The organism is Lacisediminihabitans sp. H27-G8 (assembly GCF_046156175.1).
Taxonomy (GTDB): domain Bacteria; phylum Actinomycetota; class Actinomycetes; order Actinomycetales; family Microbacteriaceae; genus Lacisediminihabitans.
This window is the reverse complement of sequence record NZ_JAYLVL010000001.1, coordinates 465,458-490,166: the sequence shown is the minus strand read 5'-3', so window position 1 is coordinate 490,166 and position 24,709 is coordinate 465,458. Positions and strand designations below refer to the sequence as shown.

The window sequence follows — 24,709 nt, the reverse complement described above, 5'->3', positions numbered from 1 at the left end:
CGTTCATGATCAGTGCCAGAGATGCGGGAGCCGCCGTGGCCGACCGGCTCTACCAGATGCGGGAACAGACGAGACACGTCGTCGGTCGCGTTCCGAGCCCGCGCTACGACCGCGGGACCCTCGCTCCCGTGCTGCTGCTCCCCGGAGTGTACGAGACCTGGCAGTTCCTGCGTCCGGTGGCTGACCGGCTCAACACCCTCGGGCATCCGATCCACACACTTCCCGCGCTCGGATACAACCGGTTCACGATCGTCGCCTCGGCGGAGCTGGCCCAGCGATACCTCGACGAGCGCAACCTCACCGGAGTTGTCATCGTCGCGCACAGCAAGGGCGGCCTCATCGCCAAGCACATGATGGTGACGGATGACCGCGCGGGCCGCATCGACAGCCTCGTCGCGATCAACTCGCCCTTCGGCGGCTCGACCCTGGCCAACTGGGCGCCGGTGCGTACCCTGCGCGCCTTCTCCCCTCGCGACGAGACCGTGATGACGCTGGCCGCGAACCTCGAGGCCAACGCACGCATCACCTCCATCTACAGCCGTCTCGATCCGCTGATCCCCGAGGGCAGCGAGCTCGCCGGTGCGACCAATATCCGCCTTCCGATGGTGGGCCACTTCCGTCCGCTCAGCTCGCCTGCACTGTTCACCGAAGTGGAGGCTGCCCTCTCGGCGCGGGGGTAGAAGAATGGCGGCAATGGAGAAGCACCAGAAACTCGTACTCGCCATCGCGGTTCTCGCCTCGTTCGTCGCCTTTCTCGACGGCTCGGTGATCAACGTCGCGCTTCCGGCCATCACGAGGGACCTCGGGGGTGGCATCACCACCCAGCAGTGGGTGGTCGATGCCTATCTCATCACGCTCGGATCGCTGATCCTCGTCGCCGGATCGCTGTCGGATGTCTATGGGCGCATCGTCGTGCTTCGCACCGGTCTCATCGGCTTCGGCGCTGCCTCGTTGCTCTGCGCGCTCGCCCCTGCCGCCGAGATCCTCATCATCGCGCGCGGCGTGCAGGGGGTCGCCGGTGCGCTGCTCGTGCCGAGTTCGCTCGCGATCATCCTCTCCAACTTCCGCGGCGCGGCCCAGGCCAAGGCGATCGGGCAGTGGACCGGCTTCACCAGCGCGGCCTTCATCCTCGGTCCGCTCCTCGGCGGGCTCTTCGTCGATCTGGCGAGCTGGCGGCTGGTCTTAGCGATCAATGTGCTGCCGATCGTGGTGACGCTGTACCTGCTCGCGGTGCTCAAGCAGAAAGACGAGCGACAGAAGGGTGTCGCCATCGACTATCCCGGCGCCGTGCTGGGTGTGCTCGGGGTCGGGCTGCCGGTGTTCGCCCTCATCGAGCAGGGCAACTACGGCTGGGGAAGTCCCCTCATCTTCCTCAGCATGGGCCTTGGCGTCGTCGCGTTCGTCGCCTTCCTGCGCCGAGAGCAGGTGGCAAAGCAGCCGATGGTGCCCCTCGCGCTGTTCCGCGTGCGCAATTTCGCCTGGGGTAACCTGACCACCACCTTCGTCTACGCGGCCATCTCGCTCGGAGGCTTCCTGCTCGCGGTGTTCCTTCAGCAGGTCGCCGGGTACCCGGCGACGCTCGCCGGGCTCTCGACCCTCCCGGTGACGATCATCAGCATCCTGCTCTCCGGCCGGATCGGTGGCCTCGCCGGCCGGTACGGTCCGCGAGCGTTCATGACCGTCGGCCCGATCATCACCGCGACCGGCTTCTTCCTCTTCACCTTCACCGGCGCGAAGGCCGACTACTGGACGCAGATCCTGCCCGGGGTCATCCTGTTCGGATTCGGGATGACGATCACCGTCGCCCCGCTCACCAGCGCGATCCTCGGGGCGATCGATCAGCGCCAGGCCGGGATCGGTTCCGCGATCAACAACGCCGTCTCGAGGGTTGCCGGCCTCGTTGCCATTGCCTTCGTGGCGCTCATCGTCGGGCCCCAATTCGGCGTCGCCGGCTTCCAGCGTGGAGTGCTGGTCACCGCGGTGCTGCTGCTGCTCGGCGGGGTGACCTCGTGGATCGGCATCCGCAACCCCGCAAAGGAGACGCCGCCGGTCGACAGCGCCGCCGACTGACCCCGCTCCCGCCTGAAATCGACCTCGTTCCTCGGTCGGCCCGGGAACGGCGCGGAGTCGTGCCCGGGGCGATCGGCGAGTGCCGCGGCGCGCAAATGGTCAGGCGAGCAGCCGGGATCCGCTGAACGAGAGCAGCACCACGTTCACGAGGGCGGCGGCGATGATCAACTGGAACAGCAGCCGGGTCGGCGGCCGGCGCAGCACGACGGCGATCGAACCGGCGAGCAGAAGGGTGAGTGCCAGCCCGACCCACTGGAGCAGGGTCTTGTCGCCCGACGGTCCGAAGAAGGCGACAATTCCCCCGGCGGCGAGGGTTCCGCAGATCACGATCCCGGATGCCGCGCGGCCGATGCGATGCGGTAGCCCGGCCACGCCCGTGCGCGCGTCGTCATCGAGATCGGGCAACACGTTGGCGAAGTGTGCGGCGACGCCGAGGAGTGAACCGAGGGCGATCGCCCAACCCGCGGCGACGGCGGGCACGGGGCGCGACAGCGTGGCGATCATCGGCAGCAATCCGAAACTCACGATGTAGGGGACCACCGAGGCGGGAGTCTTCTTGAGACCGAGGTTGTACGTCCAGGCGGAGATGATGAAGGCTGTGTGGGCGAGTGTGGCCGGCCCACCGAGCGGGAGCGTGAGCAGGATCGCCGCCGCCACCGTGATGAATGACGCCGCGCGCACGGTGCCAACGCCCACCAGCCCGGCGGCGACCGGCTTATCGGTGCGTCCGACCGCGCGATCCCGCCCCGCATCGATCCAGTCGTTGGAGAGTCCCACCGAGAGCTGTCCGAGCAGGACTGCCACACCGAGAATGGCCACGTGCAGGGGATCGAGGCCGACAGCGATGCCGAGCACTGCCGTAACGGCGCTGACCGCGAGGCTCGGACCCGGGTGGCTCGAGAGGGCCAGCGCGGCGGCAGTTCGGGGCATCCGTTCATGCTACTTGCGCCGGGATGTGCCGCTCGCACTATCGTGGGGAACATGCCAGAGTCACCGCGTCTCGACTCCACGCGGGCCGACACGGTCACCGGGCTCCTCGCACAGATCGCCGACGTGGGGCGTGACCGCCAGCGCGGCGGGTACTCGCGCCCGGTGTTCTCGCCGGCGGAGCGCGATCTCACGGGCTGGTTCACCGAGCAGGCCTCCCGACGCGGTCTCGACGTGCACACCGACCTCAACGGCATCATCTGGGCGTCGATGGGCGACCTCTCGGCGGGAGACTCCGTCGTCACCGGCAGCCACCTCGACTCTGTGCCCGGGGGAGGGGCCTTCGACGGTCCGCTCGGCATCTGTTCGGCGCTCGTCGCGATCGACCGCCTGCGCGAGCGTGGCGTCGCCCCGCGGCGTCCACTCGCGATCGCGGTGTTCCCCGAGGAGGAGGGTTCCCGCTTCGGTGTGGCATGTCTCGGATCGCGCCTGCTCACCGGGGCGATCGACGCCGACCGGGCACGGTCGCTGCGGGATGAAGGCGGCGCGACCTTTGCCGAGGTCGCGGCGGCGGGGGGACTGGATCCCCGATTCCTCGGACAGGACGACGGCACCCTCGCGACCATGGGGACCTTCCTCGAGCTGCACGTCGAGCAGGGCCGGGGGCTGATCGATCTGGGCCGGCCCGTGGGAATCGCGCGCTCGATCCTCGGTCACGGGCGCTGGCGCATCACCGTCGGTGGGCAGGGCAATCACGCGGGGAGCACCCTGATGGCGGACCGGCGGGATCCGATGCTCGCCGCGGCACAGATCGTCGTTGCCGTTCGCCAGGCGGCTCTCGCGCATCCGGGTGCCCGGGCGACCGTCGGGCGGCTGACCCCGGTGCCCGGTGGCACCAACGTGATCGCATCCAGCGTCGACCTGTGGCTGGATGTGCGGCATCCGCACGACCACATAACGGCGGCGGTGGTGCAGCGCATCACGAGCGAGGCAGAGCGCCTGGCCGCCGAAGAGGGCTGCTCGGTGCGGGTCGTCGAGGAATCGCTGAGCGGAACCGTGGAGTTCCCGATCGGGCTCCGGGACCGGATCGCGGGCACCCTTCCCGACAGCCCGCTCCTCGACACCGGGGCGGGCCACGATGCCGGCGTTCTCGGCGCGCGGGTCGAATCGGCGATGCTCTTCGTGCGCAATCCGACCGGAGTGTCCCACTCGCCGGAGGAACACGTGGAGGCGGACGACGCGGAAGCGGGGTCGATCGCGCTCGCCGACGCGTTGGAGGCGCTGCTCACCCGAGACTGAGAGGCCGGCCGCCCCCAGTGCTACGGCAGCAGCAACAGCTTGCCGATGTGGCCGGAGGATTCCATCCGCTCGTGCGCCTTCCCGGCATCCGCGAGGGCGAACCTGCTGTCGATCACGGGGACGATCTGGCCGTTCTCCACGAGAGGCCAGACGTTCTCCCGCACGCTCGCCATGATCTCGTCCTTCTCCTCCGGTCGGCGGGCCCGCAGTGTCGATCCGTGGATCGACAGCCAGCGTCGCATCATGAGCCCGAAGTCCAGGTCGCCGCTCTCCCCGCTGAGGTTCGCGATGTTGACCAGACGGCCGTGCGGGGCGAGCGAGCGGAGGTTGCGGTCGAGGTAGCCGCCGCCGATCGAGTCGAGGATCACATCGACGCCCGCACCCTCGGTGGCCGCCGAAATCTCCTCCGCGAAGTCCGTCTCTCGGTAATCGATGAGGATGTCCGCACCGAGCCGTTCGCAGGCCGCGAGCTTGGCCGGGGTTCCGGCGGTCACGGCGACGAGGCAGCCGAATGCGCGGGCGAGCTGGATGGCGATCGTGCCGATGCCGCTCGACCCCCCGTGCACGAGGAGAGTCTCTCCCGATCGCAGCCCCGCGGTGAGGAACACGTTCGACCACACCGTCGCGATCGCCTCGGGGAGCCCCGCGGCATCCACGAGATCGAGGGATTCCGGCACGGGCAGGAGTTGGCCGGCCGCGGCCACGGCGAGGGAGGCGTAGCCACCGCCGGGAAGCAGGGCGCACACCCGGTCACCCACCGCCCAGTCGCTGACGCCGTGCCCCAGTGACCTGATGATCCCCGAGACCTCCATGCCGGGCAGCGGGGAGGCACCCGCGGGCGGCGGATAGTTGCCCTCGCGTTGGCCGATATCGGCCCGGTTGACGCCGGCGGCGGCGACCTCGATCACGACCTCTCCCGTGCCGGCAACGACATCGGGGAGTCGGGTGTGGACCAGGGAGTCGACACCCCCGGGACTGGGGACAGTGATGGCATGCATTCCTGAACGCTACGCCCAGCCGCTGCAACTAGGTTGGAAGTCATGCCACTCGCCCCGGACGCCGCCGCTCTCGCCGCGTTGCTTCCGGGCACCTGGCGCATCGGTGCCACCAACTTTCCCATGTGGCTCCGCGGTGATCGTCTCCGGCCGCACTTCCGCTACGACCTGAAGACCGCCGATCCGCTCGTGCTGGATGACGTGGTCGGGTATACGACAGCGGATGGCGTGGAGAAGACCATCGTGGGCGTCGACCGGATGCGCTACGACGGTTTCGTCTGGCGCGGGGCGGGGCTGCTTCGTTTTGTGACCAGCCGGTGGGCGGTCGCGGGAGTGACTGAGGACTCGAACATCCTGGTGATCCGTTTCGCGAAGTCGCTGCTGAGCCCCGCGGGAGTCGACGTCGTCGTGCGCGAAGGCTCGGACTCCCTCGCCTTCCGCACCCAGGTCGCCGGACTCTCGGAGTCTCTCGGGCTCACCCACGAGGAGTTCGCGAGCCTCACCTGGCTCGAACTCGCCGACTGATCCGGTGGCTTGCGGCCTCAGTCCTCGGTATACCCGAGCGCGCTGAGCACTGCCCGCGGGCGTTCGACCGCACCGAAATGGCCGCAGTCCGGGATGACCGTTCGCACGCTCGACGGCAGGAGCCGCCCGAGATGGTCGAGGTCTTCCTGGGTGACGAACACGTCACGGTCGCCCTTGGTCGCGCGCACCGGGCATTCGATCCGCGACCAGCGCGCATCCGCGTCGTATCCCTTCGTCACGGCGGCAGCTGTCGCGAATGATCGCGGACGGATCTCTACGGCAAGAGCGTGCCCCTGCGATCGCGGGACCGCCTGCCAGTGCCGGAAGAGCGGAAAGGTGGCCGGGCGCAGCAGCCCGATCGCGCCGATGCCCCGCACCAGCGCCGGCCCCGCCCGGCCGAGAAGGTCGAGAAACTGCATGACGCGCCACAGCATCGTGAATCCCGGAAGCTCGCCGAAGCGCCGCACCGGATGCTCGACGGAGTGGATGATCGAGAAGGTCGTGCCAGAGACCATCCCCACCGAGAGCACGGCCTGTGGCCAGATCGAAGCCATGTGGAGGGCGATGAATCCGCCGAGGGAGTGGCCGACGATGTCCCATTCGGTGTAACCGAGTTCTTCGGCCATGTCCTTGACGAGCGAGCAGATCGCGAACACCGGGTCGTCGACGGAGTCCTCCGCGAGGGAGGCGTCGCCCCAGCCCGGCAGGTCGAAGATCACGATGTCACCGAGATCGATCCGATCAGCGACCGCCGCCTGCAGCAGCGGGGTCCAGGTGGTCCACGATCCGGCGGCTCCGTGGAGGAACAGGGTCGCGCGTGTCGAGGTGCGGCGGGACGGATGTCGCGCGACGCAGGTTCCGAGCGGGCTCGAGACCGTGGTGGTGGCAAGCCCGAGCGCATCGGGATCGGAGAGGAGTTCGAATGGTGCGTAGTTTTCGAGAGTGACGATGCTCATGCGACCTCCCCGATGATGACCTCGCGCACCCGGCGCAGGTCTTCGAGCAGTGACCCGACCAGGATCCAGTTGTCCGGATCCGGCAGGGCGATCGTCAACGGTGCGGTGAGCGCCGGGAGTTCGGCGGTGATCGGTGTCGGCTCCGTGCTCGGAGTGTCCCGCGCGAGAAGGCGGAGGTCGTGCGCTGCCCGGTCGAGCTCGAGCGCGATCGAGCCCACGAAGCGATCATCGGCCAGGCCCGTGTCGTAGTTGTCGTGAAGGGCTCTGGCCATGCCCGTCACGCGGGTCACGAGGATTCCCAGGGTGTCGAGAAGGTCACGATCGCGCTCCAGGGCCTCGCGGTACCGCGCCCGTCGCGGATTGAGCATCAGGGATTCGTCCGCGCGCACCAGAGCATCCGTCGCCGAATTGCGCAGTGCCGGCAGCTGGCGTGCCGCGGCCAGCATCGCGGCGAGCTCCTGCGCGTTCTGCGGAGTCCGCAGGGCCGTCGCAAAGGAAGAGAGGGTGTCCGCGACTCGCTCGGCCAGTCGCACCACCGCTCCGTGCGCGGGGGTGAGAAGCACCGGCGGCACGATGATCGCATTCACAGCCAACCCGACGATCGCGCCGATCACGGTCTCGATCACCCGATTGACCGCGTATCCGGGCGTGTTGGTACCGATGGCGATAACGAGCATCGCACTGATCGGGATCTGGTTCGCCGAGCCCGGCGAGAGTCGAAGTGCCCAGGCGACCAAGAGCGAGACGACGATGATGCCGAGAACGATCCAGCTCGAATGCCCGAAGAGGCTTCCAGCGGCGTAGGCGAGGACGACCCCGAAGATCACTCCGACACTGCGTTCGATGCCCTTGGCGAGGGACTGGTTCACACTCGGCTGAACGACGAGGAGCGCCGCGATCGCCGCAAAGATCGGAAGCGGTTGTCCCAGCGTCACCGTGCAGATGAGCCAGGCGATGATCGCGGCGACGGAGGTCTTGAGCACCTGGAGCAGGGGACTGCGTGACGAGGCGCGCAGCGAGGCCATCAGTCGCATCCCCCCAGAGTATCCGGAGGCGGGGTCTCACCAGTTCGATCATCGGCGTCAGACCCTGGCACACCGCGATCGCGAGGAGGGGTCTGTCTACTCGGTGGGGAGCTGCGGGCCGCTGAGATCGTCGGTGGTCGGCGGATCGACAGTGGGGGACACGACGGTGACAGACGAATCCGAAGAGCCCGGCTGGGGGGCGCCGGTTCCGGAGACGGTGTCAGCCGAAGCGACTGTAGATCCGCCGAGCGCGACACTCACGAGCAGAGCGCTCGCGAGGATGCCGGCCGCTGAAACTCCGCTTGCTGCCGCGGTCACTCCGGTCAGCCGTCCTGTGAGGCGCGAGCGCCTCACAAAAACGGCGATGGCCACGAGGGCGACTGTCGCAAAAGAGACAGTGAGCACTAGTGGCAGGGTAATCGCATCGATCGCCGCGGGCGCGGCAGCAAGCGCAGCATTCATGTGCTGGCTGTTCCTTTCGGGTAAGGAACGGTTCATGTCGGGTACATGAACTGTGTATCGGTCTGTCCGTCTTTAGGGGGACATCGGATCGATAGAGTGACCGTATCAGCCCCTCATTCGCGGGGCAAGCCGGTATGTGCCCCAATTTGGGGGCATGACCCACAATCTCATCGGGAATGCCCGGAATCACGGGGTTTTCGCCCCGAACTTTCGACCCTGCCCGGCCATGTCCTCCGCCATCCGGCGGCTGCGCGGGGACGCGAGCAAGATGAGAGCCTTCTCATCCGATTCTCGTGGGGGTCTCATCCCTTCGATCGACACTTATTACGTCGTGCGGGTAGCCTCGCAGGCGCGCCGAACACTCAGCCCCCACGGACAAACGCACGAGCGAAAGGACCCCGGAATGAACATCTCGCGAAAGATCGTGCTCACCGGTGCCGTCACGCTCGGGGTGTTCGCTCTCGGTTCGGCCGGGGCCGCCGCAGTCGCGCAGAGCCTCACCATCGAGGACCGCACCGGTATGGTGCAGGGCATCGCCCCGGTGACGACAGGGACAACGAGCCCGTCTCCGACCGCATCCCCGGCGAATGACAAGTCGGACGGTCCGACCGGCACGACCACGGTCGCTCCGGCGCCGCCGATCAATGTCGACGGCGGCGGGGCCGGTCACAGCGGTACCGGCGAGGGTGCGAAACACGATCTCGGTGACGATGGCGCGGGCGACGGACACGTTCGCGGCGACGGTGACAGCGACACGAACAGCGACGGCGATTCCGGCCACGGCACGGGTGTGTCGGGCGGCACAGGCGGGTTGGGCGATTCAGGTTCGGGAACCAGCGGATCGGGCTCCACTTCGGGTAGTGGCAGCTCCGGCAAGAGCGGTTCCTCGGGCGGTGGTGGCAACGGTGGCGGTTCGGGCGACACCGGCGCGCACCACTAGCACTACGGTCGGCCCGGCCAGGTGCGCGGGATGCCCTACCTCAACCGGTAGCCCATCCCGCGCACCGTTTCTATGTGCTCCGGCCCGAATTTGGCGCGGAGGTAGCGCACGTACACGTCCACGACATTCGAGCCGGGGTCGAAGTCGAACCCCCACACGCGGCTGAGCAACTGTTCCCGGCTGAGAACCTGGTCGGGATGCCGCAGGAACTCCTCGGCGAGACCGAATTCGCGCGCGGACAGGTCGACGGTTCGCGAGCCGATCGTTGCGCGTCGGGTGCGGGTGTCGAGGCTGAGGTCACCGTGCGAGAGCACCGATCGATCGGCTGGCACGGCATCCTGGGCACGGAGGCGGATCCGCGCGAGCAATTCGTCGAACCGGAACGGCTTCGACATGTAGTCGTTCGCCCCGCTCTCGAGTGCCGCGACCGTGTCGGCACCGGAATCGCGAGCGGTGAGGATGATGACGGGAATGGTGGAGCCGGACGACCGGAGACGACGCAATACCTCGAATCCGTCGAGGCCGGGCAGCCCGATGTCGAGGACGAGGAGGTCGAATGACCCGGACGAGGCGAAGTCGAGAGCGTCGCCGCCGTTCGTCACCACGTGCGAGGTGTAGCCCGCTGCCCTCAGGCCCTTCTCGATGAACGAGGAGATGCGCTCCTCGTCTTCGGCGATCAGAATCCCACTCATTCCTGCTCCTCCGAGGTGTCGCCGGGGAGCGCGGGTCCGAGCGGCAACTCGAGGGTGAAGGTGGATCCGATCGCCGGGGCGCTCTCCAGGCGGACCACCCCGTTGTGCGCGTGGAGGATCGTCGTGACGATGGCGAGCCCCAGGCCTGCGCCGCTCTCGCCTCGGCCCTCTCCCTCGCGGCGGAATCGCTCGAAGATGCGCTCGTGGGCCTCCGGAGCGATACCGGGTCCGAAATCGGTCACCCAGAGTTCCAGGAACTCCTCGCCGAGGTCTTCGACGACCCTGCTGCCGATCTCGATGGGAAGTCCGGGCGTGCCATGGCGGTTCGCGTTGGAGGCGAGCTGAACCCACGCCTGGGTGATCCGAGCGGGATCGAGCTCGGCGACCGCATCCGCAGTCTCCATGAGTCTCCAGTCCCTCCCCGGGATCGCCGACAGTTTGCGGTACACCGTCTCGGTGAGGCTTCGTACGTCGGTGGGCTCGATCGTAACGCCGGACAGACGCTGAACGGAGGCCAGAAGTGAGATATCGGCGACGAGAAGGTTCATGCGATCCAACTCGTCGATCACGAGGGTACGGATCTCTGCCACCTGCGACGCGTCACCGGCATCCAGTAGCTCCAGTTGCCCGCGCACGATCGTGATCGGTGTCTTGAGCTCGTGTCCCACGTCGTCCAGCAGCTGCCGCTGGCCCTCGAGCGAGGTCTGAAGGCGGTCGAGCATCTCGTTGACGGTCAGGGTGAGCACAGAGACGTCGTCCCCGCCGGCCACCGGGATGCGTTCGACCAGGTCGGACCCGGTGATGCGTCGCGCCGTGTCGCGCAGGATGCGCAGCGGTCTCAGAAGGCGCCCGGCCACGAACCATCCGACGAGACCGACCGCCACCAGCGCACCGGCCGCCACCAGAAGGAAGGTCTGGAAGCCGACGGCGATCGGCAGGAGTTCCGCGTCGATGCTGTACGCGGCGACGTAGACGCCGGTGGCGCTGTCACCGCTCGCCCGCACCGGGACTGCCAGGTAACGGAGGGCTCCGCGAGAGCTCACGTCTGTGCCGAGAACCACAGCCCCCGGCCCAGTCTCACGGTTGATCCGCGCAATGAATGCCGTCTCGTTCTCCAGGGACACCCCGACCTGGCTGCCGGGCACGACCGCCGGCTTGCCGTCGATGATCCCGAGAATGCCCTCGTTGGTATCGGGAGTGATCTGTTGGATGGCGGCGGTCAGCAGCTCACGGATGCTCGGGTACTGCTTGTCGGCGGCGATCGAGCGGAGTCGGCTCGCCGTGTCCTCGAGTCGCGCATCGACCTGGGTGAGCACACGCTGTCGTTGAACCAGAAAGGCCGTGCCCCCGGCCACCGTCATTCCGGCGGCGGCCACCACGAGCATCGCGGCGAGGATGCGCACGCGCACCGACACAGTGATGGTGCGGCGGCGGGTCATCCCCTCATTATCGAGGAGAGCTTACCCAGCTACTTCCAAGATGAGAGAGGTCTCACGCGCGTACCGTGACGGTCATGACTTCGACTATCGCGTCCGCATCCGGAACTTTCGCCATCGGCGGTGACCTCACGGTCAACCGACTCGGATACGGAGTGATGCAGTTACCCGGGGCAGGCGTGTGGGGAGAGTCGCGCGATCCGCAGAACGCGGTGAAGGTCTTGCGCCGAGCCGTAGAACTCGGGGTGACGCTGATCGACACCGCGGACGCCTACGGGCCAGAGGTCGCCGACCTGCTGATCAAAGAGGCGCTGCATCCCTATGCCGATGACCTGGTGATCGCCACCAAGGTCGGCTTCACCCGCCAGGGCCCGAACCAGTGGATTCCGGTTGGGCGGCCGGAATACCTGCGCCAGCAGGTGGAGCTGAGCCTTCGCCACCTCGGCCTCGAGCGCATCGATCTGCTGCAGCTGCACCGGATCGACCCCACAGTCGCGCTCGAGGACCAATTGGGGGAGCTCGTGGCACTCCAGGCCGAGGGCAAGATCCGGCATCTGGGACTATCGGAGGTCAGTGTCGACGAGCTGGTGGCCGCGCAGAAGCTCGCCACCATCGTCTCGGTCCAGAACCTCTTCAACCTCGCCCACCGTGATGCCGAGCCGCTGCTCGAAACCGCGACGGCCAACGACATCGCCTTCATCCCGTGGTTCCCGCTGGCCACCGGCAAGCTCGCGCAGCCGGGCGGGCCGCTCGATGCACTCGCCAAGAAGCACGACGCGTCCCCCTCGCAGCTCGCTCTCGCCTGGCTGCTCAAGCGCTCTCCGGTGCTTCTGCCGATCCCCGGCACGTCGAGCCTCGATCATCTCGCGGACAATGTGGCAGCCGCCGCGCTCGAATTGACCGATGATGAGTTCACGGAGCTGACCGAAGCGGTCTGACCTCCGCCTCGCCTTCACCCGCCCGACCACCACACAGGAGAGCAATGCCCGAGACCAGCGCAGTCCAGACCATCGACATCCCCGGGCTCACCGGGGCGAGCGCCGGGCTCACCGGGGAGTTCGTGCGCCCCGCGGGAGAAGGACCGTGGCCGGGAGTCGTGCTCGTGCATGAGGCCTTCGGCATCAATGACGTGATGCGGCGGCAGGCCGAGCGCTTCGCCCGGGCCGGCTACATCGCATTAATGCCTGACCTCTTCACCGAGGGCGGGGCTCGCAAGTGCCTGAATCAGACCTTTCGTGAGCTGAGCGCCGGCACCGGTCGCTCCTTCGCCGACATCGAGTCGGCCAGGCAGTTGCTCATCGCGCGCGAGGAGTGCACGGGCGAGGTCGGCATCATCGGATTCTGTATGGGCGGCGGCTTCGCGCTCGCCGCGGCGAGTCTCGGCTTCGGTGCCGCGTCTGCCAACTACGGCCGACTGCCCAAGCCACTCGACGAGTCGCTCGTGGGCGCCTGCCCGATCATCGGCAGCTACGGCGGTAAGGACAATTCGCTGAAGGGTGCCGCGCAGAAGCTCGACGAATCGCTCACCCGGCTCGGGATCGACCACGACGTGAAGGAGTACCCCGAAGCGGGGCACTCGTTCCTCAACGACGAGGAGAGCGGGCCGCCCGCGCTGCGGTTCATCATGAAGCGCATCCTCGGAGCGGGTCCGAACCCGGAGGCCGCCGCTGATGCGTGGACGCGAATCGACGCGTTCTTCGGCGAGCATCTCGCGAAGAAGAGCTAGGCCCGGGCCGCACCGCTCTGTGTTGCCGCACCGCTCGCTGCGGCGATGGCATCGGCCGCACGCACCAGGGCGAGGTGGGAGAGCGCCTGCGGGGTGTTTCCCACCTGGCGCGCCCCCGCCACGTCGTACTCCTCGCTGAGCAGCCCGAGATCGTTGCAGAAGCTCACCAGGCGATCCATCAGGGTGCGCGCATCAGCGACCCGGCCGCTGCGGGCGTACTGCTCGACCAGCCAGAACGAACAGGCGAGGAACGGATGCTCGCCAGCGGGCAGTCCGTCGACACCGGATTCCGTGCGATACCGCATCAGCAGGCCGTCGTGAAGCAGTTCCTCCTCGATTGCGGCCACCGTGCCGAGCATCCGCGGGTCGTCGGCGGCAACGTAGCCGACCTGGGACAGCAGAAGCAGCGAGGCGTCCACCCCGGTGCTGCCGTAGTGCTGGGTGTAGGTGTTGCGGGATGTATCGAATCCGCGCGATTCGATCTCGGCGCGGACCTCGTCGCGCAGTCGAATCCACCGCTCGACCGGGCCATCGAGACCGAATTCGGTGACCGCCCGGATGGCACAGTCGAATGCCGCCCAGATCATGGCACGCGAGGAGACGAAGTCGCGTTGCGGGCCTCGGATCTCCCAGATGCCGTTGTCGGGTCGCCGCCAGTTCTGCTCCACGTAGGTCATGAGGGCCCTCTGCAGTGGCCAGCTGAACTGGTCCTCGGCCAAACCGAGTTCTCGGGCCGATTGCAGCGCGATCATGACCTCGCCGAAGACGTCGCCCTGGTATTGCCTCCAGGCATCGTTGCCGGCCCGCACCGGGGAGGAGCCGTCGTAGCCGGGAAGGCTGTCGACCTCCCACTCGGTGAGCCGACGCTCTCCGGCGAGCCCGTACATGATCTGCACGTCTCCCGGGTCGCCGGCGACGGCCCGGAGCAGCCAGCCGCGCCAGGATTTCGCCTCCTCGTGGAATCCGTGACCGAGAAGCACGTTGAGGGTGAGGGATGCGTCGCGCAGCCAGACGTAGCGGTAGTCCCAGTTGCGGCTGCCGCCGAAGGACTCCGGCAGGCTCGTCGTCGCCGCCGCCACGATCCCGCCGGTGTCCTCGTGGGTGAGAGCACGCAGAACCAGCAACGAGCGATGGACCTCGTCGTGGTAGACCGGGGAGGCGATGCAGTGGGATGCCCAGTCCTTCCACCAGAGGCTCGTGTCGGCCAGGCGGTCGTCGACGACGACCCGAGCGGGAGGCTCACGATGCGAGGGGTACCAGGTCATCGCGGCATCCACGGTCTCGCCGGCGGAGACGGTGAACTCCGCGACGTGAGTGTGGTCGGATGCCCTCAGCTCCGGCCCACGCATGATCACGGCGTCCGGACCAGCCACCGCCACGAGTGCGTGGCCGTGCTCGTCTGGTGCCTGCCGCACCCAGGGCAAGGCATCGGAGTAGTTGAACCGGAAGCGCAGGTCCATCATCATCGGCACGCTGCCCCGGATTCCCGTGACGCGACGGATCACATCGGCTCGCCGGTCACCGTGCGGCATGAAGTCGGTGACCTCCACCTCGCCAGTCTCCGTCACCCATCGGGTCACCAGAATGAAGGTGTCCTCCAGATAGCGACGCGAAGTCGCCAGCACCTGACCCGCGGGGGCGAGGAGCCATCGACCGTTGTCCTTGTTCCCGAGCAGGGCCCCGAAGGTGGAGGGGGAGTCGAAGCGGGGGAAACAGAGCCAGTCGATGCTCCCGTCGCGTCCGACCATTCCGGCGGTGTGGCAGTCGCCGATCAGGGCGTAGTCCTCGATGCGCAGAGCCATTCCCTCAGTCTCGCAGAGGTAGCCTGTGGTCATGGCTGACCACATCGGAACTCTCGTCATATTCGGAGCGGGTGGGGACCTCACCAAGAGGCTGCTGCTTCCCGGCCTCGGCCAGCTGCTCGGCAGCTCGCGCGGCTACGACCTGCACCTGATCGGCGTGGGATTCGATCCGATGACGGACGCCGAGTGGCGAGCGCGGGTCGTCGATTCCTTCGCCGCCGGGGGATCCGCGAGCGCCCGTTCGTCCGCGGTGGCCAAGAATTCGGTGTACCTGCAGGCCGACGTGACGAAGCCGGCGGATCTCGAGCGCATTCTGGCTGCGGCAACCGGCACGCCCGCCCTCTATTTCGCGCTGCCTCCACACGTGACGATCCTCTCGATCGCCGCCCTCGAGAAGGTCGGGCTGCCGAAGGGCACGGTGCTCGGGCTGGAGAAGCCCTTCGGCACCGACCTGCGCAGCGCCCAGGCGCTCAACCGGCAACTGGTGAAGCTCCTGCCGGAGAAGCACATCCATCGGGTGGATCACTTCCTCGGAAAGTCGACGGTGCTCAACCTCCTGGGCCTCCGCTTCGCCAACCGCATATTCGAACAGGTCTGGAGCGCGGAGCACATCGAGAGGGTCGACATCGTCTTCGACGAGACACTCGCCCTCGAAGGCAGAGCCGGGTACTACGACAAGGCCGGCGCCCTCGTCGACATGATCCAGAGCCATCTGCTGCTCGTGATGGCGCTCGCCGCGATGGAGCCGCCGTCGAGTCTCGACGCCGACGACCTCCGCGGATCGATGGCACAGGTGTTGCGTGCCACCCACGCTTGGAAGAGCAATCCTGTCGCGGCCGGGCGCCGAGCCCGCTACACGGGAGGCACCATCGACGGCCGCAAGCTCCCCGCCTACGTGAAGGAGTCCGGCGTGCATCCGGAACTCGACACCGAGACCCTCGCGGAGGTCACCGTGGGGATCGAAAACTGGCGTTGGGCTGGAGTGCCGTTCCGACTGCGGTCGGGCAAGGCCATCGCTGACAAACGCCAGCAGATCGTGGTGACCTTCAAGGACGTGCCGCATCGCCCCTACGGCTTCACCGGCAACCCAGGGCCCGCGCGGCTCACCATCTCGCTGAGCCCGGACAGCATCGAGCTCGACCTGAACATCAATGGCGAAGACGACCCGTTCACCCTCGACCGCGTGAGCCTCGATGTGGAGTTCGCGAAGGGGGAGCTCGGTCCCTACGGCGAGGTACTCCACGGCATCCTGTCCGACGATGCCACCCTGTCGGTGCGAGCGGACGCCGTCGAGGAATGTTGGCGCATCGTCGGGCCGATCCTCTCGGCCTGGCGCAAGGGCGAAGTGCCGATCGACAGCTACCGGGCCGGTTCTGCCGGGCCGACCGCGTGGAAGTAGCTCACAAGCCGCGCTACGGCTCGGTGCGGTGGGACGGATGCCCCACCACGAGCCTCAGGCCCGCATCGAACTCGTCGAGCCGGCGGAAGTCGCCGTACTGCCGATCCCAGGCACCACTGGCCAGGTCCGCCGAGAGCCGACCGGTGAAGCGGGCGACGACCTCGTCTGACACGAAGCTCCACGCCGACATGGCCCGGCGGACATCCGCTTCGAGCAGCCGCTCGGGGCGGGCGAAGAAGGCCTGGCCGAATCCATCGACGCAGTCTGCCGGAACCGGCACCGGAATCACGTCGACCGGTGCGCCGCTGTCCCCGCCCAGTTCGAACTTCAGGGTGGCGATCGCGGGCATCCGGTGGCTCTCCACCTCAAAGACCTCTGGCGCGTAGTCCATAAGCCACCAGTGTTGCGGCGGCACGGGATCGAAGGTCATGATCACGACGGGCCCCCGGGTCACGCGGCGCATCTCGGCAAGACCCGTCGCACGCGCCGGCCACTGGTGCACGGTTACCGTCGCCATGCTGGCATCGAAGCTTCTGTCGGGGAAGGGCAGGTCGTCAGAGGTGGCGTCGATCGCTAGGGTGAGCCACTCCGGTCGCTGGGCGCGCATCGAGGCCGAGGGTTCGACGGCGGTGACCTCCCGGTCGACGGGTTCATAGGATCCGGCGCCCGCTCCGACATTGAGCACGGTGCGTGCGTCTCCGAGGGCATCGAGAATGCGAGCCGCGATCCGCGGGTCGGGTTGCCGGATGAGCGCGTAGCCCGGCCCGATTCTCGAGTAGTCGGCGTCGCCGGCCGATCCGTCCGCCAGCCGTTGGGTCATATTTCAGGTCTACCAGCAGATCGGCGACACTCGCAGGTCGTTGTCAGAAAATCCCAGTGTCTGCGAGGCGCTCGGCCAGCCCCGCCCCGTCGGGAGCGTAGACCCAGGGCGCCGACTCGTTGGAATGGGCCTCGGACTTGCTTCTGCCGCCGGCGAGAACAGCCTCACTGTTCGAGAGCTGGCGGATCGCCACAGCCTCGACGCTGTGCGGATGACTGTCGGCGAACTGGCTGTAAATCTCTTCGTCGTGCTGCCCGTCGTCACCGACGAGCAGCCAGCGCACGTCGGGGAACTCCCGGGAGAGTCTTTTGAGGGTGTCGACCTTGTGGTCGCGTCCGCTGCGGAACCAGCGATCGTGAGTCGGCCCCCAGTCGGTGAGCAACAGGGGTCCGGTCGGGTAGAGATTCCGCGAGAGGAAACGGGTGAGGGTCGGTGCCACATTCCAGGCTCCGGTGGAGAGATAGAAGACCGGGATTCCCGGATGCGACCGCGTCAGCCGCTCGTAGAGCACGGCCATGCCTGGCACCGGTCGCCGTGCGTGCTCGTCGAGCACGAAGGTGTTCCAGGCGGCGAGGAACGGACGGGGCAGAGCGGTCACCATCACCGTGTCATCCACGTCGGAGATGATTCCTGCGGTCACCGCGGGGTCGACGATGAATACCGAGGCCTCCACCGTATCGGTCTCGTTGGTGCCGAGGGTTATCGTGTGCCAGCCCGGGGGGAGGTCGACTTCGAGCACGGTGTCGACAACACCTCCGCGGTCGGCCTCTACCCGCTGCTCCACATCGCCGATGCCGATGGTGACGACGATGTCGTTTACCGGGACGCTCGTGAAACTGCGCCATCCGCGGATCTTCTTGTACCGGGGATCGGTGCCGGCGGTCGGCTTGGTGAGCAGCACCCGGCACAGCACCCGCGCCCATCCCGGCGCACCATAGCCGGCATACGGCACGATGGTCGGGAGGTGTCCGCGACGCCGCGCCCACTTCTCCCGGAGATCGTGCACGGTGTCTTCTGCGCGCGCTGCCAGGTGGATGATCGGCTCTGCTCCTGCCGCTGTGGCTGACGTTTTCGGGATCCTGGCCATGAGGCAAGTCTTTCACGTCTATGGCGAGCGATTACCGTCCACAGAACGGTTGGAGTAGTACACAGACCCGTCATTTCTGGGAAATCTCACAGTTCGTGAATTAATCGCAAGAAACTCGCGCCCCCGTCTCGGGGGCGCGATAGTATTCCGATTGACATAAATCGAGGAGTTGCATTGGCCGATCAAAACCCCACGGAAGTCGCCTCGGATGGCAGCGCCCTGTTGCGCAATGAGCCGGTTCAGGCGCGCAGTACGGCGAGGCTCGCGAGTCTCCTCGATGCAGCAGCTGCGATCATCGACGAGATCGGCTACGAGCGCCTCACCACGGCGATGGTAGCCGAGCGTGCCGGGGCCTCTATCGGCACCGTCTACCGCTACTTCCCCGACCGCATCGTCGTGCTCCAGAGCCTCAGCGCGCGATCGCTCGGTGGATTCGTCGAGGGCACCCGCACCACCATCCTCGATCCCGCCCACGCCACCTGGTGGGATGCCATCAGCGCCTGCATCAACGGGATGACCGGCGCCTTCCGTTCCACCCCCGGATTCCGTTCGCTCCGACTGGGGGATGTGTTGGACGTGCGTCCGGCGCTCTCGGCCCAGTCGGGAAGCACCGTCGTCGCTGCCGCAGCGGCGACGGCACTCTCTGAGCGCTTCGGACTCCCGATCGAGGAACTCGCTCACCGTCTCGAGGTCGTCATCGTGGTCGCCGACTCTCTGTTGTCCCGCGCCTTCACCTACGAATCCCACGGTGACTCCGCACTCGTCGATGAAGCGATGACGATCTCGAAGGCCTACCTGACAGGCTTCTACGGAGATCCCGACAAGGCGTAGCGGCACGTCGCGCCGGTCCCCGGCGCGATGGCGGTTCGGCTGGTCTCGGAATCTCGGAATCTCGGAGTCTCGGAGTCTCGGAGTCTCGGAGTCTCGGGATCCCGGCATCTCGGCGAGAGAGCGGCTTCGGCCGCCCGCCCGTTCCTGACAGGCTCCTGCAGAGATCCCGACCGGGCCTAGGCCGCGGGTCGGTCACGGCGTATGGTGCGGTTCACCGTTGAATCCGGCCATTTCTGCGAACGCTGTGCGCCCCGCACTGTCAGCGATTCGTAATCTGCGGCAACCGAAAGTGACGGTGGCCGGGAATAGTGTTTAGCTAGAAAAGTCCGGCAAGTGTCGATTCGTGTAGCCCACGAGGAATGAGCCGCCCCCATGATCGAGTTCCGCAGCGTCACGAAACAGTTTCCCGATGGCACGGTCGCGGTCGAAGACTTCAGCCTGGTGTTGCCGTCGCGCAAGACGACGGTGTTCGTCGGTTCATCCGGATCGGGCAAGACCACTCTGCTCCGCATGATCAACCGCATGGTCGACCCGACGTCCGGCGTCATCGAGATCGATGGTGACGACACCTCGAAGCTGGAGCCGGTGGCACTGCGCCGCCGCATCGGCTACGTGATGCAGAACTCCGGTCTGCTTCCCCACCTCAAAGTGATCGACAACGTCGCGACCGTCCCAGTGCTCAACCGGGTCCCCAAGAAACAGGCACGGGAGGATGCGCTGCGCCTGCTCGACACCGTCGGTCTCGACCGCGCCTTGGCCGACCGCTACCCGAGCCAGTTGTCCGGTGGCCAGCAGCAGCGCGTCGGGGTGGCCCGCGGGCTCGCGGCCGATCCCAACATCCTGCTGATGGACGAGCCCTTCGGTGCCGTTGACCCGATCGTGCGCGCCGAGCTGCAGACCGAGTTGCTGCGCCTCCAGCGCGAGCTCGACAAGACCGTGGTGTTCGTCACCCACGACATCGACGAGGCGTTCCTCCTCGGCGACCAGGTCGTGATCCTCGAGAAGGGTGGTCGCATTGCTCAGGTCGGCACACCGACCGAGATCCTCTCGGCGCCCGCCAACGAATTCGTCGCCTCCTTCATCGGTGGGGACAAGGGAAAGCGTGAGCTGAGCATCCGAAGTACGCCGAGTGGAGACATCCTGGTGGATGCTTCCGGACGTGCCGCGGGAGTTCTGGTCGCCGATCCCGAGACCGTCAGCGAATCCGGCGGGGTAGCGCCGTGAACTGGCTGCTCAACAACGGTGACCTGATCGGCCAGCTGGTGGTCGCGCATCTCCTGATCGCCATCCCGCCGATCATCCTGAGTTTCGTGATCTCGGTGCCCATCGGCTGGGTCGCGAATCGCTACCGCTGGAGTCGCGGAACACTGCTCACCGTTCTCGGCCTGCTCTACGCCATCCCGTCGCTTCCCCTGTTCATCATCCTTCCGCTGATCATCGGCACCGGGCTGAGGGACCCGATCAACCTCGTCGTCGCGCTCACCCTGTACGGCATCGCCCTCATGGTGCGCACCACGGCCGACGGCCTCGGCTCGGTGGATCCGGACATCCGGCAGTCGGCCACCGCCGTGGGTTTCTCGGCGAGGTCGCAATTCTTCAGGGTCGAGCTTCCTCTTGCTGGTCCCGTGCTGCTCGCCGGCATCCGCGTCGTCGCCGTGAGCACGATCAGCCTCACGACAGTGGGCGCCGTGATCGGCATCAGCAGCCTCGGGGCGCTCTTCACCGACGGAATCCAGCGTGGCATAGCCGTCGAGATCCTCACCGGGATCGTGCTCACCATCATCATCGCGCTCGGGGTCGACGGGCTCCTCGTACTTCTCGGCCGGGTGCTGATGCCCTGGGTCGCGGTCACTTCGGGGCGACTAGCCCGCCGGGACCGTCGTCGACCGAGAGCAGCGGTCACCGCATGAATCTCTTTGTGCAGGGCATTCTCTGGGTGTTGGATCCGGCCCACTATGTCGGGGTGAACGGAATCGGCACCCGGGTGGGCCAGCACCTGCTGATCAGCCTCGGAGTGCTCGCTGTCGCGTCGGTGATCGCGATCCCGCTCGGGTACGTCATCGGTCACACCGGCCGGGGGCGCTCGCTGGCGATCGGGCTGTCGGGCGCGACACGCGCACTTCCCACCCTCGGACTGCTGAGCCTCATCGCCCTGATCGTGAACGTCGGTCTGATCGGCCCATTCGTCGCCCTCGTCGTGCTGGCCATCCCCTCGATCCTGGCCGGTGCGTACTCCGGCTTCGAGGCCGTCGACCGACGAGCCATCGACGCGGCACGAGCCGTCGGCATGACCGAGTTGCAGATCGTGGGACGGGTCGAGATGCCGCTCGGGCTGCCGCTGTTGATCGGCGGGCTGCGAACCGCATCTCTCCAGGTGATCGCCACCGCAACGCTCGCGGATTACGTCGGCGGCGGCGGCCTCGGACACTACATCTTCCTGGGGCTCAAGACGAACGACTATCCCCAGATGCTGGCGGGATCGATTCTCGTGATTCTGCTCGCCATCCTCTCCGAAGTGCTGTTCAGCATCGTCCAGAGGCTCGTGATCCCCGCGGGGGTCACGGCCGGACGACCTCAAGATTTCCGCGTGAAGTCGACCCGATCTCGCGCGGCCCTGGGTTAACCCCCCTCACATTAAGGAAACAATCACATGTTCACAGCAAGAAAAGGCCGGCTCGTCGCACTTGGCGCAGTCGTGGTTGGGGCAGCAATAGCCCTTTCAGGGTGTGCGTCGAGTAACCCCATCTCCGGGGGCTCGGGTTCGGGATCGAAGACGACCTTCGTGGTCGGATCGCAGGACTACTACTCCAACGAGATCGTCGCCGAGATCTACGCCCAGGCGCTCGAAAACGGCGGATTCACGGTCGACCGCCAGTTCAAGATCGGTCAGCGTGAGGTCTACCTGCCCGAACTCGAATCGGGAAAGATCGATGTCTTCCCCGAATACATCGGCAGTCTCGACCAGGCACTGAACAAGACCGCAGCCGGGGGCTCTGCGGATGACGTGGCGAAGGACCTCGCGTCGGTGTTGCCGACCGGCCTTCGCGTTCTCGACAAGGCTGAGGCGGCCGACCAGAACTCGTGGACCGTCACCTCGGCGTTCGCCCAGAAGTACAAGCTCACCGATATCGCCTCGTTGAAGAACGTGACCGAGCCGATCCTGGTCGGAGGCAACTCCGAGCTCGCGACCCGTCCCTACGGTCCCGATGCGCTCAAGGCCAAGTACGGCGTCACAACCGCCGGACTGACCGCGATCGAAGACGGCGGCGGACCGCTCACCGTGAAGGCGCTTCTGGACAACAAGATCCAGCTCGCCAACATCTACACCGCAAGCCCGCTCATCAAGACCGACAACCTGGTCGTGCTCAAGGATCCTGACAACCTGTTCTTCCCGGACAACGTCGCCCCGATCGTGTCCAAGAAGGTCACAACGAAGGCGGCGGACATACTGAACAAGGTGAGCGCCAAGCTCTCGCAGTCCGACCTCGTCAGCCTCAACTCCGAAAGCGTCACCGACCAGAAGTCTGCACCGGTCATCGCCAAGGCCTGGCTCACCGACGCGGGCCTGCTCAAGTAACACCAACCGCGCGATCATTCGAAGTGCCCGGGCTACGGCTCGGGCACTTCGTCTGTCTGGGGCTCTTCGCGCAGCATGTGGCGAGCCTCGGCCCGGGTGACGGCCTTCTTCACGATCAACACGATCACGAGGAACGCCGCGATGATTCCGGCGAAGAGGTAGCCCGCGAAGTGCAACTGGGTCGCCAGCTGCCGATAGGACCCCGCGGCAAGCCATCCCACCGAGACATAGGCGCCGGCCCAGAGGATACAGGCCGGCGCCGTCCAGGCCACGAACTTGCGGTAGCTCATGGTGCTCATCCCGACCGTGAGGGGGATGAGCGCGTGCAACACCGGAAGGAATCGGGAGATGAACACCGCGATGCCCCCGCGCCGGTCGAGGTAGGTCTCCGCTCTGAGCCAATTGCGTTCACCCAGTCGCCGCCCGATCCGGGAGGCCTGGATGCGCGGCCCGAAGAAGCGACCGAGGGCGAAGCCGATGCTCTCCCCGGTGAGCGAACCCACGATCACGGCGGCGAGAAGCGCCACGTACTGCGGCCAGTCGGCGATGCCGGTGGCCGACACGAGCACGATCGTGTCCCCGGGCACGATCAGCCCCACCAGGATCGACGTCTCCAGCAGCATGCCGACGCCCGCGATCAGAATCCGAAGCACGGGATCGACGTTGCGAACCGTGTCGAGAATCCAGCTGAGGATGTCGTTCACGGACGAGAGCCTAGCCAGCAGAAATGCGATTCCGTCCGGTGTGTGACTGTCAGCGCCCTGTGGCGGCGTTCTGTGATCGCTCTGTGACGCATCGAGCAAATTCCGTCACCGGTTTCGAGCGGGGCCAGTGTCTTGCATCCGATGGGTTTCGAGGAACTTCGGTTGCGAGACAGGTCACGCGGGCGTGGCGGCTCAAGAAGATGGTTCGGCCATGGAGGTCACATCGCTGGCACAACAGCGGCATGAAACCCAGGACGGTTCGGCCTTCTCGAGCTCCGCGTCCCTGCGTGCTTGATTCGAAGCAACTCAGCCACGACAGCGCACCGCTCATCTAGTGCGCTGCGTTCCAGAGCATGATGATCGCTCTCGTGATCTGAGCGACCAGGATCATGACGCCGACGACCATCGCCAGGGTCACACCACGCCCCAATCGGGCACCGCGTGCCGCAACGAAATTGCCGGTGGTTCGCTCGTCCGAATAGGCACGAGTTTGTCTCAATGCCTTACCGACGACGGCGTCGACGACGGCGACCACTCGACGGTACGTCCGAGGATCGCGCATGGCGAAGCGTCGAGGTGAGTAGAAGAACACCTGGGTGTCGACGAATTCGACGTCGAAGTCGGATGCCTCGTCAATGAGTACCGCCATAAGGTCAGGCGTGAAGATGTACAGGGCATCCCGTTCATAGCCGAGTGGCGTGTACAGCCGGAAATACTTTCCAAAGTCGCCCTCGAGCGAGAACTCCTGCGAACGCATGAACGCGGCGCCGAACCGTCGAGACTTACGTGACTTGAGGTACAGATGGGGAAGTCTCCGATCAACCAGGGTGCGGATGTAGCCGCAGTGGTTGAGAGATCGGTTCAGCCCCGAGGCCCCGCTGAAGCTGTAGTTGCCAATCTCGACGTAACGACCCACGCTCGTCGTGACCACGTCAAACGCCCTTCGTGCTGTGCCGATCGTGAAAATCGATCCGGGGTAACTCGGCGAGCTGATCTCTGGTGTATAGACCATGGTGTTGGCCAGCGTGAACCGCTCGAGGTTCATCCAGCGGCGCCAACGCACCCGGAGCCGAACGTCTCGTCGCCAGATATCGATCAACCGCACCGACGCGAGATAGATGAAGGCCGCGATTACCGGACCCCCCACAAGCGTGGCCCAGAGGGGGCTCGTTGTGGCCATCGTGGAAAATATGACGAGCGCTGACAGCGCGATAGAGATGAAGGTCGACACGACAACGGAGCCGACGAAGACAGACCGGACCAAACTTCCCCCGCGCCGCGAGCCCTGCGCCGTGCCGCGAGCCCACTTCTTGAACTCCCGAAAATCGGCCCGTGAATAACGCGCGTGCAACTCCCTGAAATCAATCTCTGAAGAGATCGAGGCTGAAGTGGCGCGGCTCACTCATCAAGTCTCACCAGATGATCGCAGGCGCGCA

25 protein-coding genes are annotated in these 24,709 nt (G+C 66.5%); 13 read left to right on the top strand and 12 right to left on the bottom strand.

Annotation, left to right across the window (positions count from 1 at the left end; translation table 11 throughout):
• Positions 1–5: 5 nt before the first annotated feature.
• Entirely contained in the window at positions 6–680 is a 675-nt protein-coding gene (locus tag VLI63_RS02295) for an esterase/lipase family protein (protein WP_409155301.1), read from the top strand.
• Between the two features lie 13 nt (positions 681–693).
• The gene (locus VLI63_RS02290) at positions 694–2,070 is read left to right on the top strand and encodes an MFS transporter (protein ID WP_409155300.1); all 1,377 of its coding nucleotides are present in this window, start codon (positions 694–696) and stop codon (positions 2,068–2,070) included.
• Between the two features lie 99 nt (positions 2,071–2,169).
• Here VLI63_RS02290 and VLI63_RS02285 read toward each other — a convergent pair whose 3' ends face one another.
• Positions 2,170–3,000 (bottom strand): UbiA family prenyltransferase, encoded by an 831-nt coding sequence (locus VLI63_RS02285; protein WP_409155299.1) that lies wholly within the window; start codon positions 2,998–3,000, stop codon positions 2,170–2,172.
• Positions 3,001–3,051: 51 nt separating this feature from the next.
• On the opposite strand from VLI63_RS02285, the gene VLI63_RS02280 reads away from it, so the two are divergent.
• Positions 3,052–4,296, top strand: a complete 1,245-nt coding sequence (locus VLI63_RS02280) for an allantoate amidohydrolase (protein ID WP_409155298.1) — start codon at positions 3,052–3,054, stop codon at positions 4,294–4,296.
• 20 nt (positions 4,297–4,316) lie between these two features.
• Here VLI63_RS02280 and VLI63_RS02275 read toward each other — a convergent pair whose 3' ends face one another.
• Entirely contained in the window at positions 4,317–5,294 is a 978-nt protein-coding gene (locus tag VLI63_RS02275) for an NAD(P)H-quinone oxidoreductase (RefSeq protein WP_409155297.1), read from the bottom strand.
• Positions 5,295–5,336: 42 nt separating this feature from the next.
• Between VLI63_RS02275 and VLI63_RS02270 the strand changes: the two genes are divergently transcribed.
• Positions 5,337–5,816: a hypothetical protein gene (locus VLI63_RS02270; RefSeq protein ID WP_409155296.1), complete on the top strand. Its 480-nt coding sequence runs from the start codon at positions 5,337–5,339 to the stop codon at positions 5,814–5,816.
• Positions 5,817–5,833: 17 nt separating this feature from the next.
• On the opposite strand, the gene VLI63_RS02265 is transcribed toward VLI63_RS02270, so the two are convergent.
• The 3 genes from VLI63_RS02265 to VLI63_RS02255 form a co-directional block, all read right to left on the bottom strand.
• On the bottom strand, positions 5,834–6,772 hold the full coding sequence (locus tag VLI63_RS02265) for an alpha/beta fold hydrolase (RefSeq protein ID WP_409155295.1): 939 nt from the start codon (positions 6,770–6,772) through the stop codon (positions 5,834–5,836).
• Entirely contained in the window at positions 6,769–7,806 is a 1,038-nt protein-coding gene (locus tag VLI63_RS02260; protein ID WP_409155294.1) for an FUSC family protein, read from the bottom strand. The genes VLI63_RS02265 and VLI63_RS02260 overlap by 4 nt, the downstream gene beginning before the upstream one ends.
• Positions 7,807–7,893: 87 nt before the next feature.
• Positions 7,894–8,259, bottom strand: coding sequence for a hypothetical protein (locus VLI63_RS02255; RefSeq protein ID WP_409155293.1), 366 nt, complete (start codon positions 8,257–8,259; stop codon positions 7,894–7,896).
• A gap of 403 nt (positions 8,260–8,662) precedes the next feature.
• Here VLI63_RS02255 and VLI63_RS02250 point away from each other — a divergent pair, with 403 nt between their 5' ends.
• Positions 8,663–9,199: a hypothetical protein gene (locus tag VLI63_RS02250; RefSeq protein WP_409155292.1), complete on the top strand. Its 537-nt coding sequence runs from the start codon at positions 8,663–8,665 to the stop codon at positions 9,197–9,199.
• Between the two features lie 35 nt (positions 9,200–9,234).
• On the opposite strand, the gene VLI63_RS02245 is transcribed toward VLI63_RS02250, so the two are convergent.
• Positions 9,235–9,891 carry a response regulator transcription factor gene (locus VLI63_RS02245; protein WP_409155291.1) on the bottom strand — a complete coding sequence of 219 codons (657 nt, stop codon included), beginning with the start codon at positions 9,889–9,891 and terminating at the stop codon, positions 9,235–9,237.
• Positions 9,888–11,330, bottom strand: a complete 1,443-nt coding sequence (locus VLI63_RS02240; RefSeq protein WP_409155290.1) for a sensor histidine kinase — start codon at positions 11,328–11,330, stop codon at positions 9,888–9,890. The genes VLI63_RS02245 and VLI63_RS02240 overlap by 4 nt, the downstream gene beginning before the upstream one ends.
• A 74-nt stretch (positions 11,331–11,404) precedes the next feature.
• Between VLI63_RS02240 and VLI63_RS02235 the strand changes: the two genes are divergently transcribed.
• Positions 11,405–12,265 carry an aldo/keto reductase gene (locus VLI63_RS02235; protein WP_409155289.1) on the top strand — a complete coding sequence of 287 codons (861 nt, stop codon included), beginning with the start codon at positions 11,405–11,407 and terminating at the stop codon, positions 12,263–12,265.
• Positions 12,266–12,309: 44 nt separating this feature from the next.
• Positions 12,310–13,053 (top strand): dienelactone hydrolase family protein, encoded by a 744-nt coding sequence (locus VLI63_RS02230; protein ID WP_409155288.1) that lies wholly within the window; start codon positions 12,310–12,312, stop codon positions 13,051–13,053.
• Here VLI63_RS02230 and VLI63_RS02225 read toward each other — a convergent pair.
• The gene (locus VLI63_RS02225; RefSeq protein WP_409155287.1) at positions 13,050–14,855 is read right to left on the bottom strand and encodes a glycoside hydrolase family 15 protein; all 1,806 of its coding nucleotides are present in this window, start codon (positions 14,853–14,855) and stop codon (positions 13,050–13,052) included. The two genes, VLI63_RS02230 and VLI63_RS02225, sit on opposite strands and share 4 nt — an antisense overlap.
• A 31-nt stretch (positions 14,856–14,886) precedes the next feature.
• On the opposite strand from VLI63_RS02225, the gene VLI63_RS02220 reads away from it, so the two are divergent.
• Complete coding sequence (locus VLI63_RS02220) at positions 14,887–16,254, top strand: glucose-6-phosphate dehydrogenase (RefSeq protein WP_409155286.1); 1,368 nt, start codon at positions 14,887–14,889, stop codon at positions 16,252–16,254.
• A 13-nt stretch (positions 16,255–16,267) separates the two neighbouring features.
• Here the strand turns inward: VLI63_RS02220 and VLI63_RS02215 are convergent, their stop codons facing one another.
• Both VLI63_RS02215 and VLI63_RS02210 read right to left on the bottom strand, forming a co-directional pair.
• Positions 16,268–17,074, bottom strand: coding sequence for a class I SAM-dependent methyltransferase (locus VLI63_RS02215; protein WP_409155285.1), 807 nt, complete (start codon positions 17,072–17,074; stop codon positions 16,268–16,270).
• A 43-nt stretch (positions 17,075–17,117) separates the two neighbouring features.
• Entirely contained in the window at positions 17,118–18,161 is a 1,044-nt protein-coding gene (locus VLI63_RS02210; protein ID WP_409155284.1) for an App1 family protein, read from the bottom strand.
• A 174-nt stretch (positions 18,162–18,335) separates the two neighbouring features.
• Between VLI63_RS02210 and VLI63_RS02205 the strand changes: the two genes are divergently transcribed.
• The 5 genes from VLI63_RS02205 to VLI63_RS02185 all read left to right on the top strand — a co-directional run bounded on the left by VLI63_RS02205 (position 18,336) and on the right by VLI63_RS02185 (position 22,569).
• Positions 18,336–18,992: a TetR/AcrR family transcriptional regulator gene (locus VLI63_RS02205; RefSeq protein ID WP_409155283.1), complete on the top strand. Its 657-nt coding sequence runs from the start codon at positions 18,336–18,338 to the stop codon at positions 18,990–18,992.
• A 372-nt stretch (positions 18,993–19,364) separates the two neighbouring features.
• On the top strand, positions 19,365–20,216 hold the full coding sequence (locus VLI63_RS02200; protein WP_409155282.1) for an ABC transporter ATP-binding protein: 852 nt from the start codon (positions 19,365–19,367) through the stop codon (positions 20,214–20,216).
• Positions 20,213–20,902, top strand: a complete 690-nt coding sequence (locus VLI63_RS02195) for an ABC transporter permease (RefSeq protein ID WP_409155280.1) — start codon at positions 20,213–20,215, stop codon at positions 20,900–20,902. The genes VLI63_RS02200 and VLI63_RS02195 overlap by 4 nt, the downstream gene beginning before the upstream one ends.
• Positions 20,899–21,615, top strand: a complete 717-nt coding sequence (locus tag VLI63_RS02190) for an ABC transporter permease (RefSeq protein WP_409155278.1) — start codon at positions 20,899–20,901, stop codon at positions 21,613–21,615. Before VLI63_RS02195 ends, VLI63_RS02190 begins: the two co-directional genes overlap by 4 nt.
• A 159-nt stretch (positions 21,616–21,774) precedes the next feature.
• On the top strand, positions 21,775–22,569 hold the full coding sequence (locus VLI63_RS02185; RefSeq protein ID WP_409155276.1) for an ABC transporter substrate-binding protein: 795 nt from the start codon (positions 21,775–21,777) through the stop codon (positions 22,567–22,569).
• Between the two features lie 32 nt (positions 22,570–22,601).
• Here VLI63_RS02185 and VLI63_RS02180 read toward each other — a convergent pair whose 3' ends face one another.
• Positions 22,602–23,273: a DedA family protein gene (locus VLI63_RS02180; RefSeq protein ID WP_409155275.1), complete on the bottom strand. Its 672-nt coding sequence runs from the start codon at positions 23,271–23,273 to the stop codon at positions 22,602–22,604.
• Positions 23,274–23,604: 331 nt separating this feature from the next.
• Positions 23,605–24,675 (bottom strand): hypothetical protein, encoded by a 1,071-nt coding sequence (locus tag VLI63_RS02175; RefSeq protein ID WP_409155274.1) that lies wholly within the window; start codon positions 24,673–24,675, stop codon positions 23,605–23,607.
• Between the last annotated feature and the right edge of the window lie 34 nt (positions 24,676–24,709).